Raw genomic sequence first — 15,460 nt, forward strand, 5'->3', positions numbered from 1 at the left:
GCTGACAAATGATTCACCGAGCCGTAAGGCAGAGACAGCTCTTCCAGGGTAAGGACAGGCGTGATCAGGTCAGTTTACTCATCAGGATGATCAATGCCGCTGCGATGTTGGCCACCGGCATGAACCATGTTACGAATTCCAGCCACTTCAGCGAGCCAAGCACGCCAATTACGAACAAGCCGGTAAAAACGCCGATGGGCATCGCTAGCTTCACTCCGGCCGTCGATACCCCGTAAACGGCACACAGCACGAAGACGTAGGCGATCGCCATCACAGCGATGAAGGAAAGGCCGGGAACGATGATCGAATAGGTCCCGACACGCCTACGGAAACCCGGCTGCCCCGCCAGGAACGACATGCGTTCGTAGACGGCCAGCCGGGTGATCGCGGGCAACCGGTATAAAAGGGTCGCGAACAGCGCCCCCATGCATGTCATCGTTGCCAGCGCCATCTGTGGCCCGACACCTTTCCACTGCACCAGCAAGATGGACACGGCAAACGCCGCGACCATCGTCATGACGCGAACCAGGGCAGTTTCACGCAGGTGATGGAACAGGAAAGGCAGCACCATTCCGCTTGACATCGACAGGCGATCGTACAGGCGCCTTACCGATGGCTGGGAAGAAGGTTTTCGCCACGATATCCCGCTGTACTTTTCGATCATGCCTAATGCGAGAAGCGTACTCGTCGCAGCCGCCAGCGCGCCGGCCATACCCATGGGGGTAAACGACATGACCGCCATGCTGGGCAGGAACGCAGCCATTGCCTGGACATATCGCTTTCTCAGCGCCAACAGGTTCGAAAGCAATCCGGAAAAGGCCAGCATACCCAGGCTGAAGCATGCGAAAGCTCCTTCAGCCGCTGGCCTTGCCACGATGGTTGTGCCCGCTAACCAGAGTAGCGGCAACCACAGGAGCGCACAGCATTTCACCCCGATGGCCATGTCCATGCCGAGGACGGCCCGCTTGGAGATGGGTAGCGACGCAAAAAAGGCATCCGCATGCCGCATGAACAGCAGGTTGCGCATGGCCCATAGAAGCCCGAACATCGCGGCTTGCCAGGAGAGGATGGCAAGAACCCTGCTGGAAAAAGCACTGGAAGGATCGGTGAGCGAGGTCAACCGATCGGCGATACCTACCAGCAATCCGATGAAGAGCAGGATTGCTCCCGGACCGAAAACGCAACCCAGCACGATGGTGGTCTTGTCGAGGCCCTTGACGGCCGCCGCGAGCCCCTTCCGGAAATGGGCCCGCCTTATGCGGCCGTACGTGACCTGCCTGGAGATGGCGATCACAGCCGGACTTCCATCACGTCGTCGGCACGACTCCCCTCCCCGCGTGCATCGCCTTCCGGCATCGGGGATAGGTGGCGCGCCATTCCGGCAAGGGTGGGAGAGGTGAACATGCCAGCCACTTCCGTATGCCAACCCGCTTGCCTGAGCCGCTCGATCAATCCCATGATCAACAACGAGTGCCCGCCGAGCGTGAAGAAGTTATCGGCCCTGCCGATGCGCTCAATGTCCAGTAACTCGCCCCACAGGGCAGCCAGCAAAGCTTCGGCCGGTCCCTCGGGCTCTTCGTGGACCTGTCCACCATAGCCTTCGCGCTGCGGAACCGGAAGGGCCTTTCGATCCAGTTTTCCGTTGGGCGTCAAGGGAAATTGATCCAGTACGACGAATGCGGTGGGTATCATGTGATCTGGCAACGTTCCACGCAAGTAGGAACGCAGGACTCCGGCGTCGGGAGCCTGCATGCCCGGCACGGCACGCAGGTAAGCCACAAGATTCAGCTCGCCGAGTTGCCCCTCCCTCGCCACCACCAGTGCCTCGTGGATCTCCGGATGGCCTGATAGCGTTGCCTCGATTTCGCCCATCTCTACCCGGAAACCCCGAATCTTCAACTGGTGATCGTTGCGTCCGTGGAACTCCAGTTCTCCATTCGCCTGCCAGCAGCCGATGTCGCCCGTTCGATACATCCGCAAACCGGCCATGGAGTCATGGGGATTGGCTACGAATCGCTCTGCGGAAAGTTCGGGGCGACCAAGGTAGCCCCTGGCGACGCCCGCCCCGGCCACATGGATCTCGCCAACGACACCCACCGGAACGGGGCGAAGGTGGCGGTCGAGTACGTAGATGCGCAGATCATCGATGGGGCGCCCGATCGGGAGGCTTCGTCGGGCCGCCTCGCACTGGTCGATGCGGATCGGCGCGCCTATCGTGACATGTACAGTCGTTTCGGTGATGCCGTACATGTTCACCAGCTCCGGTCCGTTATCGCCGTTCCTCCGAAGCCACCCTGTGAGCGCCGATGGTACCAGCGCGTCTCCACCGAAGATGACCAGACGAAGTGCGTTCTCGCGCATGTCGTGGGCCTGGGCATCGGAAAGCCTCGCGAACGCGGCTGGCGTCTGGTTAAGGATCGTGACGCCTTCCTCGCACAGCAGCTGGTGGAAGTCATGGGGAGACCTTGCCACCACGCTCGGGACGATGACGGCCCTTCCTCCATGAAGAAGAGCGCCCCACAGCTCCCACACCGAGAAATCGAACGCCATCGAATGGTAGACCGTCCACACATCGTTTCTGTCGAAACCGAAACGATGGATGGTGGACGCGAAGAGCCGGGTCACGTTCCCATGGTCGACCATGACGCCTTTCGGCTGTCCGGTGGAACCGGAGGTGTATATCACGTAGGCCAGGTCATCGGGTGTTCGTTCCGTAAGATCATCGGACAGGTCATCGCTACGTTGTCGCTGCAGGTCCTCCCAGCAGGCGTCCAGGGATACCGTTTTTACGGATCCCTCGGGAAGGACGCTTTCTAACGCCTGGCAGGTGACCACGAGCCGCGGCGCTGCGTCCGAGATCATGAATGCCAGGCGCGCCTGGGGATAAGCTGGATCGAGGGGAAGGTATGCCGCTCCTGACTTCAGTACGGCGAGAGCGGCTACCGCCATGTCGATGCCGCGATCCAGGAAGATGCCCACCAGATCCCCTCGCCCGACGCCTTCGTCGAGCAGGAGGCGGGCGAGCTGGTTGGCGCGGGCGTTAAGTTGCGCATAGCTGACCGATGCACCTTCGAAGGTCACGGCAAGCGCATCGGGACGCTCCCTGGCTTGTGCCTCGAAGCCGGCATGGATCAGGCCTCGCCTTCCTGCACCGCCGGAGGGGTTGAACTCGAAAAGGACCTTTCGTCGTTCGTCGTCGGAAAGGATATCGATGCTTGCGACCGGTACATCGGGGTCGCCCTCGAGTCTGTCGACGAGGAACGAGACGGCACGCCCGATATAGCCGGCGACGCGTTGCGCACCGATATCCATGTCCACTTGCGCGACCAGCTCAAACCCTTCTTCATCGTCATCGACCGATACGAGGAACGGATAGCTTGTCCGTTCCCTGCTGGCGACCACTTCCAGGGCGTGATCCGAGGTCGCGGAGGAAACATGCGATGCCACGTGTCTATAGTTGAGCACCGCGCTGAAGAGTGGCCCGTCGGTCACGCCGCTGCATCGCTGCGCCTTAGTCAGGGATGCCTGCTCGTGCTGCAGGAGTTCGACCAGTTCGCGCTGTGTCTTCGCGACGAAATCACGCACCGAGCCTTTGATCGTCAGGCGCAGCGGCAAGGTATTGATGAACATGCCCAGCGTGCGTGATGTCTCGTTGCCTGCATGGAGCCGGCCGGACAGCACACTTCCGAATACGACATCGTCGCGCCCGCTGGTCGTGCCGACAACGACGGCCCATGCTGCATGGAACAGCGTCGCTGGGGTGATGCCCAGGCTTCTTGCGACATGCCGGATGCGTCTGGATGCCTCGTCGTCGAGCCTGAGACGAGCCTCGTCCAGGCGGCTGCCGTCGCCATTGACATCCATGAGCCCGAACGGTGCCGTCGTCGCGTCGATATCGGCCAGGCGGCTACGAAAATAGATATCCGATTCCCCGGACGATTCGCTCTCCAGTGCGTGGGCGACAAAGTTCCTATAGGGCAGCGGTACCGCGAGTTCGCCCTCGCGCCCTTCCAGGATGGCTTCGATCTCATGGCTCAGCAGCTGCAATGAGGTCGCATCGTCTGCAAGATGGTGAAGCTGGATCAGGACATAACAGGTCGATTCGGCAGGATGCCTCGCCACGCCAACGCGAAGCAAAGGTGCCCTGCGCACGTCCATGTGGAAGTTTCCGGCATTCACCATGGATATCAACTGAGCCAGCGGATCACCATCCGCATCCAGTGGAATCTCCTCGACGGGTAGCCGGACATGACGCTGCACCACCTGTACCGGCTGCGGAAGGTCTTCCCATACGACGGAGGTGCGAAGGATGTCGTGTCGATCGAGCATGACCTGGAGGGCGTTCAGTAGCGAGGTACTCGACTCGACGGAGTCCGCTCGCAGCAGGATAGGCATGACATAGGCGTCGCGACCTTCGTGCAGGCGATGATGGAACAGGATGCCCTGCTGCAAGGGCGAAAGGGGGTAGATATCCTTGATGTTACGCGCGCCACCCTGGATCCCGGCAACGATCGTGTCGATGCCCTGCTGGTCGAGGCTTGTCAGCGTGAGCATGTCGGGAGCGATGCTGTCGGCGTTCTCGGGGATCAGGTTGGACGGAGGGATGAACGCCGACTCGCCATGATCGGACATAAGCCCGGCCAGCGCGGCCAGCGTGGGTGCCATGAAGACGTCGCGAACCTCGACCTGCATGCTGGACACCCGCAGTCGCTCGACCATCTGAACGATGTGCAATGAGTGGCCGCCCAGCTCGAAGAAATTGTCCTGTCTTCCGACACGTGAAAGCCCCAGCAGGTTGCACCAGATGGCCGCGATGATTTCCTCCCGCATGCCTTGGGGAGGCTCGTATCCGTTAACTGACACGGCCTCGGGATCGGGCGGGGGCATGGCATGCCGGTCGAGCTTGCCATTCGGACTGAGGGGCATGACGTCCATGGTCACGAAAAAGGCCGGGAGCATGAACTCGGGAAGCACGTCGCGCAGCTGGGCACGAAGCTCGCCCGCGACGATGGACGAACCGGCGTTCGGCACCACGTAGGCGACGAGCCGGCGATCGCCGGCATGATCCTGGTGGGCCAGTACCGCGGCCTGGCGAACCTGCGGCTGGGCCAGCAGGGCCGCTTCTATCTCGCCCGGTTCGATCCGATGGCCACGGATTTTCACCTGGTCGTCCCGGCGGCCCAGGTACTCGATCACCCCATCCTTGCGCCACCGCCCCAGGTCACCCGTCCGGTACATCCGCGCCTCTACCGCACCGGCGAAACGGTCCGTCACGAAACGCTCCGCCGTCAGCTCTGGACGCCGCCAGTAGCCACGGCCCACCGCCACGCCGGCGATGTGGATCTCGCCCGCCACCCCTTCGGGCACCACCTCGCCCCGTTCGTCCAGGATATAGATCCGCGTGTTGGCGATCGGCCGCCCGATCGGCACCCGCGTCGCCCCCTCCTCCCGCCGGCACATCCACGCCGTCACGTCGATCGCCGCTTCCGTCGGGCCGTATAGGTTGTACAGCGCCGCCCATGGCAAGCGGGCCAGGCAATCGTCCTGCACCGCTACCGGCAGTTCCTCGCCGCTGCACACGATCCGCCGCAGGCTCATGCAATGCGCCGGATCGACTCCGTCCAGGAACGCCCGCAACATCGAGGGCACGAAGTGCACCGTCGTCACCCCCTGCGACCGGATCAGCCCGCTCAGGTACGACGGGTCCTGGTGCCCACCCGGGCGGGCCAGCACCAGGGTCGCGCCCTGCGACAACGGCCAGAAGAATTCCCAGACCGAGACGTCGAAACCGTATGGCGTCTTCTGCAGCACCCGGTCCGACGCCGCCAGACCCTGCGCCTGCTGCATCCAGTGCAGCCGGTTCACCACCGCCCGGTGCTCGTTCATCGCCCCCTTCGGACGACCTGTGGAGCCGGAGGTGTAGATCACGTAGGCCAGGTGGCGCGAGCCCAGCCCCGGCACCGCCACGTTCGTGCACGGTTGCTCCTCCAGCCACGCCTCGTCCAGGGCCAGCACCGGCGCCTCGCACGCTGGCAGCCGCGAACGCAGCCACGACTGGGTCAGCACCCGGCGCGGCGCGGCATCCTCCAGCAGGTAGGCCAGCCGCTCCGGCGGGTAGCCAGGGTCCAGCGGCACGTACGCCCCGCCCGCCTTCAGCACGCCCAGCAGGCCCACCACCATCTCCACCCCGCGTTCCATGCATACCCCGACAAGGTCGTCGGGCCCCACTCCCTGCGCACGAAGGTACGCCGCCACCTGGTTGGCCCGCGCGTTCAATTCCCCGTAACTGAGCTGCCGCGATTCGTACACCAGCGCCAACGCGCCCGGTGACGCGGCCGCATGGGCTTCGAACGCTTCGTGCAACAACCCCTCTTCCGGGTAGGGCGTCGGCGACTCGTTGTGGGCTGCCAGGATACGATCTTCGTCAGCAGGCGAGAGCGCACGCAACGATAGTGCCGGCGTCGATTCATGGGCCTCAAGAGCATCCATCAAAGCGGAAAGCAGGCTCACGAGGTAATCGTTCACGGATGCCGCATCGACGGAACCATCGACCTGGGTAGTCAACAGAAAGCCCTCGCCGAGATCATCGACGGAGAGAATGAGCGGATAGCTCGTTCGTTCCTGGATCGCCAGAATGTCGATGCCCGACCATCCTTCGGCATCAGAAGGATCAAGACCCTCGGCCACAGGCGCGCTATGTCGATAGTTGATCACGGCACCGAACAAGGGGGCCCCGGCCGGAATGCCACTACAACGCTGAATCGCCGCGAGAGAGGATTGTTCGAACTCGACCAGATGGATGATCTCGTCCTGGACCTGTGATACCAGGCCAAGCGCATCGAGCGATCCGAGCTGAATGCGCATGGGGAGCGTATTGATGAACATCCCCAATATGCCGCTGTTATCGTCCGTTGTATTGAAACGCCCCGAGAGCACGCTGCCGAACACCACATCGTCACGGGAGCTGACCTTTGCGACGACCGCCGTCCATGCGGCATGAAAAAGGGCCGCCGCACTGACCGATAGCTTGCGCGCGCAAGCGCGCGCGCGTGCGGCGACCCCGTCTTCCAGTGCCATGCGGGCCTCGCTGATGTTCCGGCCATCCCCGCGAACGTCATGCAAGCCGAAAGGCAGCGTCGGCTCGTGAACGTCAGCCAGGCGCGACCGGAAGTAGGCCTCGGCACGCTCATTCGGCGTGTCGCGAACGATCTTCGCCACGAAACTTCGATAAGGCATCGGCGCTTGCAGCCTTCCCGGTTTGCCAGCCAGGCAGGCCGTGAGCTCGGAACCCATGATGTCGAGCGATATGTGGTCGGTCACCATATGATGGATGCGAAGAACGCCGTACCACGCATCCGAGGATGGATCACTGGTCACTTCCATGTCCAGCAAGGGGGCCTGGCTCAGGTCCATGCGCAACTGCTCCGGGGCGATCCGGGCATGCAACTGCCCGACCACGGGCACGGACGGATCGAGATCGAACGCCACCATGCGCAGCGGCGCTTCCCGGAGAACGACCTGGACCGGCTTGGCCAGGCCCTCCCACAACACGGCGGTCCGTAGGATGTCGTGCCTGTCGACGATGCGCTGCAGCGCGTCCGTCAGCGCATCGAGCCGTGCGCGCGATTCGAACGAGAAAACGATAGGCACGATGTACGCATCGTTAGCGTTGCTGAGCAGGTGGTGAAAGAGTATCCCTTCCTGCAGGGGGGCGAGCGGGTAGATGTCCTGGATGTTCGCGGCGCCACCGGGGGCCGCGGCAACCACCGTGCGTATTTCCGAAGGTGTAAGTCGCACGAGGTCCAGGTCATCGGGCAGGATCGCGTCGCACCCGGGCCTGATCCTGCTGCCCTGGACGAACGTGGATGGCCTGGTCGTCGCCGTCGCGAGTTCGGCAAGGCCTTTCACGGTCGGAGCCGTGAAAACGGACCTCACATCGGCCTGGATCCCGCACCTGCGCAGTTGCTCCAGCATGCGAACGACCAGGAGCGAATGACCGCCCAGTTCAAAGAAATTATCATGCCGCCCCACCTTATCTACGGTCAGCAGCGTCTGCCACGTCATCGCGATTTGGGACTCGACGCCTCCGGCGGGAGCTTCGTAGCCACGCCCCAGCAGGGTCCCCGTCGGGGCGGGCAGGCTCCTTCGATCGATCTTGCCGCTCGACGTCTTCGGCAATTCATCAAGGATGACGAAAGCTGACGGAACCATGTACGAGGGCAGGATCCCATCGAGGAACATCGTCATCTCGTGCCGTGCGGGCCGGTATCCTCCCCTTGCAGTGACGTGTGCTACCAGCCGCCGCCCTGCCCGATCGTCATCCCACGCGCTCACTACGGCCTCTCGAACGGCCGGGTGCCGGCACAGGTGGAATTCGATCTCGCCGGGTTCGACCCGATAGCCGCGGATCTTGAGCTGGCCATCCGCGCGTGCAAGAAATTCGATCGTGCCCTCGGCTTTCCACCGGGCCAGGTCGCCCGTCCTGTACATGCGCGCGCTCGGGCTCACCACGAAAGGATCCGGCAGGAAGCGTTCACGATCCAGCTCGGGCCGGCCGAGGTAACCCAAGCCCACGCTGGCACCACCGACATGGATCTCACCGGCGACGCCCACCGGCGAAGGCCGGCCGCTGCGGTCGAGGATGTAAATCCGCGCGTTGGCAATGGGCGCGCCTATGACGGGAAAATCCTCCCAACGGTCGACGTCCGCCGGCAGGGTGAAGCTCGTCACAACATGGGTTTCGGTGGGGCCATAGTGATTGTGCAGGCGGCAGGACGGCATCCGGCGGAAAAGTGTCCTTATATGCTCCTCGGTCCGGAGTTGCTCGCCAGCAGTGATCACATGGCATAACGACGAGGGCAGCTCACCCGAATGCGAGCAATGCTCGGCGAGGCTCGCCAGCGCCGCATAGGGAAGAAACAGCCGTTGGACATCATGGGCGAGGATGCAGTCGCAGAGCGCCGACGGATCGCGCCGCATCTCGTCGGGGCCGAGTACGAGCGTGCCACCGCAACACAATGTCGAGAACATTTCCTGTGCGGCGACATCGAACCCGAGTGCCGCGAACTGCAAGGTCCTGCCCTCCCCGGGCATCGGGGCATCGTCGCGGTGCCATGCAATCAGGTTCGATAGCACGGCATGGGACATCGCGACACCTTTGGGCTGCCCGGTGGACCCAGATGTATAGATGACATAGGCCCTGAGGTCAGATGGCCGACAGCCTGCGTCGAACCCCACGCCGTCATCGCGAATCCCGGCGTCGACCGCTGCGTCGTCGATACTCCGCAGGCGAACGTGAACGACTCCCTCAGGCGCATCGGATAGCCACGTCTCATCGGTAATCAATACTCGTGGCTTCGCGTCATCCAGCATGTAGCGAAGTCGTTCACCGGGATAGGACGGATCCAGCGGTACATAGGCCGCGCCGACCGCGAGGATCGCGATGACCCCGGCAACCATATCCGTCGTCCTGCCGCAGCAGATCGCCGCCAGGTCGTCGCGCCCGAGTCCGTATGCATGAAAGACCCGCTTCATGCGGTCCACGCGAGCGTCCAGCTGTCTGTAGGTAAGCGAGGCATCCGGGCCGATGACAGCCAGGCTGTCCGGGGTTCTGGACACTTGCTCCGCGAAGAGTTCGTGGACGAAGGTATCGGATACTTCGCGGGTCAGTGCATTGAAACCGTCGATCATCTCGTCTTGCTGGCTGCGCGTGAGCAGGGGAATGTCATCGATCCTGCAGGCGGCGTCCCGAACCAGCGCGCGAAGGATGAGTTTGAAGTGCGCGGCCCATCGCTCGATCGTCGCCTCGTCGAACAGGTCGCTCGCGTAGCTGAAACATCCCGCGATGCCATGCCCTGCTTCATGCAACAACAGGGAAAGATCGAACTGCGAGCGCGGCGACGATACGCCCTGCGGCCTGACTTCGAGTCCGGGCAGTACCAGGGCTTCCTGGGGCGTGTTCTGCAACATGAACAGCGCCTGGAAGACAGGCGAGTGCCCCATGTCGCGAGGTGGCTGGAACGCCTCGACGATCGCATCGAACGGTACATCCTGATGCCTGTATCCGGACAGCGTGACCTGGCGGGTACGCTCGAGAAGCGCGGCGATGTTCAACCCTTCCTCGATCCGGATACGCAACGGCAGCGTATTGAGGAACAGTCCTACCAGTTCCTCAAGATCGCTGTGCGGGCGGTTGGCCACGGGCGTGCCGATCACCATATCCTCCTGCCCGCTCAAGCGGGAGATGAGGATGGCAAACGCCGCATAGAGGACCATATGCAACGTCGCGTCATGGGCCCGGGCTAACGACTTGAGCTCCTCGGCGAGTTCGGCGTCGATGGCTATCGCCACTTCGCCACCACGATGGCTGGGCGCCGGGGGGCGCGGCCGATCCGCAGGCAGCCGGAGCAACGGCTCGGCGCCTGTAAGGCTCTGCTGCCAATAGTCCAGTTGACCGTGCAGCGTATCCCCGCTGAGGAACGCGTGCTGCCATTCGGCGAAATCGGCGTACTGGAGGGGAAGCTCGTCCGGTGGCGAAACATCCGCAGACGTATGCGACGCGTAGAACCGGGAGAAATCGCGCACGAGTATGCCCATCGACCACCCGTCCGAAACGATGTGGTGCATCGCGATGGACAGAACGTGGCACTCGTCGTCCAGGCAGACGAGGCTACCGCGGATGACATCCCCCATGGCGAGGTCGAAGGGGCGCATGGCTTCGTTCGCCAAATAGTCGGCGAGTGCCTGCTCCCGGTTTTCCGGATCGTCGGAGCGCAGGTCGGCCGTCTTCAGGAGAAAGCCGGCGTGAGCATCCACCCGCTGCCAGGGCTCGCCTTCCACCTCGACGAAACGCGACCGAAGCACCTCGTGCCGAGCGACGAGATCGTCCAGTGCCAGTGCCAGCGCAGTGCGATCGAGCTTTCCAACCAGTCGCATGGCGATGGTTACCGGATACGATGCGCCGGCGCCATCAAGTTGCTCGACGAACCACAACCCACGCTGCGCGGGCGATAGCCGGGCACGATCCCTGTCCGCCGATCGCGCCAGGGCGGGTCGTCTCACGCCATCCGGTGCCGTCACCCGCCGGGCGAGGCCGGCGATGGTCGGTGAGTCGAAGAGATCATGCAGGGCCAGTTCGCATCCGAGCAGCTCACGGATACGCGTAAGCATCTGTACACCCAACAGGGAATGGCCGCCCAGATCGAAGAAATCATCGTTCACGCCAATGGCTGATAGGCCCAGCAATCCCTCCCATATAGCCGCAAGCGCCTTTTCCGCCTCATCGCGCGGAGGAGCTGATGGCGACGGTCGCGTGGGGTTATCCGTGACGGAAGGCGGGACGCCCACGTGTTCGCTCAGGTCCACCGGCGTGGCCATACCAGCCGGTTTGATTACCGCCAACTGGGGCAACTGGCAGGCCAGTACGGCATCGAACAGGAAAGGCGCATCGGATGCACTGACACTGCCTGGCGCACGGTCCCCGGCGTCTCCTGCCGCCATACCTATGCCCTGCCACGTCGGCCAGTTCACCGACGTGACCTGAGCGTACCCCTCGTCGTGGTATGACGAAGCAAGGCTGTCGAGGAAGGCATTCGCCGCGCAATACCCGGCTTGACCTGCCGAAGGCCGCAGGGAATTCATCGACGAGCACAGAATCACGAAATCCATCGTCGTGAAATCGAACAACTGCTCGAGCCGGCGAGTACCGGCGACTTTCGCCGCCAACGGAAGCCGGGTGCTTTCGTCGTATCCATGGGCGACCAACCCGCTGCCGTAAGCTCCCGCCGCATGAAAAATGCCGTGGACGGGTCCGAATGCATCGCAGGCACGAGCAAGTTGCCGCATGCCGGCCTCCCTCGATATGTCTGCCGCGACGTACTGAACCCGGGCCCCCAGGGCACGTATGTCGCGCATCGTGGCCACCGCGTGATGGCCTGGTGCGCCACCCGCGTCCCCGTCCGGAAGCGGGGACCGACCGACAAGGGTCAGCGAAACATTCCTGCCCTGCGAGACCGCCGCAACATGCTTCGCGAACAGGGAGCCGATCCCGCCTAGTCCGCCCGTGACCAGCACGTGAGCATCCTGTCGCACGGTGCGGCTCGCGCCCGGCGCAGGCACCGGATCGAATACCTGTAACCAGCGGTACCCACCGCGATAGGCGACGACCTGTTCGTTATCGCGCATGGCGAACTCGTTTTCCAGCTGCCGCCAGACGCGATGTTCACCGAACCAGGAACGAGCGGCAGGTAGATCGACGACCCGGCAAGTGATGCGGGGAACTTCGAGGTTGAGCGCACGGGCAGGCCCAAGGATCTGGGCACGCTCGCAAGATACGGGTTCGTCGCCCGTCACGGCATGCAGGCCGGGCGCGATGAGGTGGAACGCGATCCGGGCCGAGGTATGCCGCGCCAGAGCCTGGGCCAGCATCGCCACGCGCGCGAGATCGGTCTCGCTCCCGCGTGTCGCGGGCGACGGTATCGGCAAGAGGCAGGAGACTCGTCCAGGCTCCCTACCCTGGGCGGCCAGCGCCTGGAAGATCGCGCGGTAGTGTTCGGGGCACGCGGGGTCGGCGACGAATTCGTCGCCGCCATCGTGGAAGAATTCTGTCCCGCATGTCACGACGACGACCGGGCCGGTGAGCCGCACCCATGATGCATAGTCGAGGCCACGGCCGTCCGGATCCAGGAAGATGAGGTGCAAGACCGGCGCATCGGCGCCTTGCCTGCCCGTGAGCGATGACGATCGCTTCCAGCCAGGCGCAAAAAACCAGCCCTCCCCTGCTTTCGCGGATGCCGTGGCGGGGACTGAATCGATCCAGTATCGCTTGCGCTCGAACGGATAGGTAGGCAACGCGATCCTTCTTCGCTCCTCACCGGCGTGCAGGGCCAGCCAGTCGACGGATACTCCTTGTTGCCACAATTCACCGAGCGCATGGAGAAAACGTGACGAGCCCGAAATCGCGGAACGTTCAGGTGGGACAGCGTGGCATGTCGCCGTCCATGGCAGCCCGCCGTACCTTCTGGCAAGCTTCGTGAGGGTATCGCCGGGCCCCACTTCAACCAGGATATCCGCCTCATGACGCAATACGTTCAGTGCTTCGGCGAAACGGACCGTCTGCCGGAGCTGGTCGACCCAATAGGCCGATGACCTGGCCTGTGCGTCCGAAATCCACGTCCCGCTTACGTTGGACAGGAAAGGAATGCACGGCGCGTTTCGCTCCACCGCATCCACCCTGGCCTTGAACGCGTCAAGTACGGGATCGAGCATGCCCGAGTGAAAGGCATGAGAGGTTCTCAACTCACGGCATGGAATGCCGCGTGCATCGAGGCCCTCGCGAAATGCCCTGATGGCAGGCGTCATCCCGGACACCACGATCGACGATGGCCCGTTCAACGCAGCCAGCCAGACATCGTCTCCCAGCAAGGGGACTATCTCGTCGGACGGCCATTCTATGGCCAGCATGGCGCCCGGTGGCAGGGAGTCGACAAGGCGCCCGCGCTCCACCACGAGTTCGAGCGCGTCTTTCAATCGAAAGACGCCTGCCAGGCAAGCCGCTACGTATTCCCCGATGCTGTGTCCAAGCATGGCTGTCGGCGCGATCCCCCACGCCATCAATTGCCGGGCTAGTGCGTATTCCACGACGAACAGCGCGGGCTGCGTGAATGCGGTGCGATGGATGGCAGCGTTCGACGCTGGATCCGCGGCATCCCGCGGGAAAATCGTCGAGCGGATATCGAGTCGAATCGTTGGCAGGAGCATCGTGGCGCAACGATCCACCTCATCACGAAATGCGCCTTCACGCTCGTAAAGGTGGCGTGCCATGCCGACGTATTGCGACCCCTGGCCTGGAAATACGAAGGCTACCCGTGCGGAAGAGGCATCGGCGCCACGTGTCGCGGATGGCGCAGGCTCATCGAGCGCTCGCACCGCGCCTTCGATGTCATCGGATACGATGTGTTGGCGATAGGGAAAATGGCGACGCCCTACCTGCGTCGTGAAGGCGACGTCGGCCAGCCCGGCGCCGGACAGGTATCCCTGCCGCAGGCGCTCGGCGAGCCTGCGTCGTGCGGTTCCCAGCGCGTCGGACGAAGCCGCTGAAAGCAGCACGAGCGATGCCGAGGGCGACGCGGCCGATACGGCTGGGGGAGCTTCTTCGACAATGACGTGTGCGTTGGTGCCGCCGATACCGAAGGAGCTGACGCCAGCCCGGCGCGGACCACCTTGCGTGGAGGTCCACGGGCTGGCGTCGCGTGCGATGTAGAAGGGGCTATCGTCAGCCAGGGCCGGATTGGGGGCATCGACGTTCAATGTAGCGGGAATGGTCCGATGCTTCAGAACCATGATCGTCTTGATGAGGCCGGCCACGCCGGCCGCCGCGTCGAGATGCCCGATATTGGACTTCACCGAACCCAGCGCACAGAAGCCCGACTTCCTCGTCGCGCGACGGAACGCCTTCTGCAAGGCCGTGAGCTCGATCGCGTCGCCCAGGACGGTTCCCGTCCCGTGGCCTTCAACATATCCGATCGTATCGGCGGAAACTCCCGCGCTGGCAAGCGCTTCAAGGATGACCCCCGCCTGGCCGTCGACGCCTGGGGCGGAAAACCCGACCTTGGAGGCTCCGTCGTTATTCACGGCCGATCCGCGGATAAGGGCGTGGATCGTATCGCCATCGCGAACGGCATGATCCAGGGCCTTGAGCACGACGAGGCCACACCCACCACCCAACACCGTGCCCGCGGAATTCGCGTCATATGCCCGGCAATGGCCGTCGGGGGAAAGGATGCCACCCTCGGTGTGGAAATAGCCCTGCCGGCGCAGGCTGGGGAGCGAGACCCCGCCGGCGAGCGCCATGTCGCATTCTCCACTCAGGATAGCCTGGCAAGCGAGATGTACCGCTACCAGGGATGAAGAACATGCCGTCTGCACCGAGATCGCCGGGCCGCGCAGGTCAAGCTTGTGCGCGATGCGCGTGGTGAGATAGTCCTTGTCGTTGGACTGCATCAGGGCCGAGATACCCATGGTCTCGACAAGCGCCCGATTGCTGGCGATATTTTCCAGGAAATACGTGCTTGTCGCCGTCCCGGCATACACGCCAATCCGCCCCTTGTATCTGCCTGGCTCACACCCCGCGTGCTCCAATGCTTCCCACGCGGTCTCGAGCAGCATTCGCTGCTGGGGATCCAGTATCTCGGCTTCCCGCGGTGTCATCTTGAAGAAGCGTGCGTCGAACAGGTCGATATCGTCGGGGATGGCCATGGCCCGCACGTAATTCGGCGCATCGACGACGAGGGGATCGACCCCCGCCGTCGCGAGATCGGCCGGCGTCAGCCGGCGAATGCTCTCCACGCCGTTGCGCAGGTTATCCCAGAACATATCGACATCGGCGGCGCCCGGGAACCGGCCCGCCATGCCCACGATGGCGACGGCGTCGGTCGCATCGGCCATGTACTGCTCCCCGGTA

The 15,460-nt window shown here is 63.4% G+C and carries 2 protein-coding genes; both read right to left on the reverse strand.

The window, feature by feature from the left end:
• Positions 1-64 precede the first annotated feature (64 nt).
• On the reverse strand, positions 65-1,294 hold the full coding sequence (locus AB8808_RS11280) for a hypothetical protein (protein WP_369929399.1): 1,230 nt from the start codon (positions 1,292-1,294) through the stop codon (positions 65-67).
• Positions 1,291-15,444: a non-ribosomal peptide synthetase gene (locus AB8808_RS11285; RefSeq protein ID WP_369929401.1), complete on the reverse strand. Its 14,154-nt coding sequence runs from the start codon at positions 15,442-15,444 to the stop codon at positions 1,291-1,293. The genes AB8808_RS11280 and AB8808_RS11285 overlap by 4 nt, the downstream gene beginning before the upstream one ends.
• Between the last annotated feature and the right edge of the window lie 16 nt (positions 15,445-15,460).

Origin of the sequence: Xanthomonas sp. NCPPB 2632 (assembly GCF_041228075.2) — a bacterium.
In the GTDB taxonomy this organism is placed as follows: domain Bacteria; phylum Pseudomonadota; class Gammaproteobacteria; order Xanthomonadales; family Rhodanobacteraceae; genus Luteibacter.

What these genes read in the sequence shown, in the direction of transcription:
- AB8808_RS11285 (WP_369929401.1), bottom strand. Translation starts at nt 15,444, where the DNA reads ATGGCCGATGCGACCGACGCCGTCGCCATCGTGGGCATGGCGGGCCGG.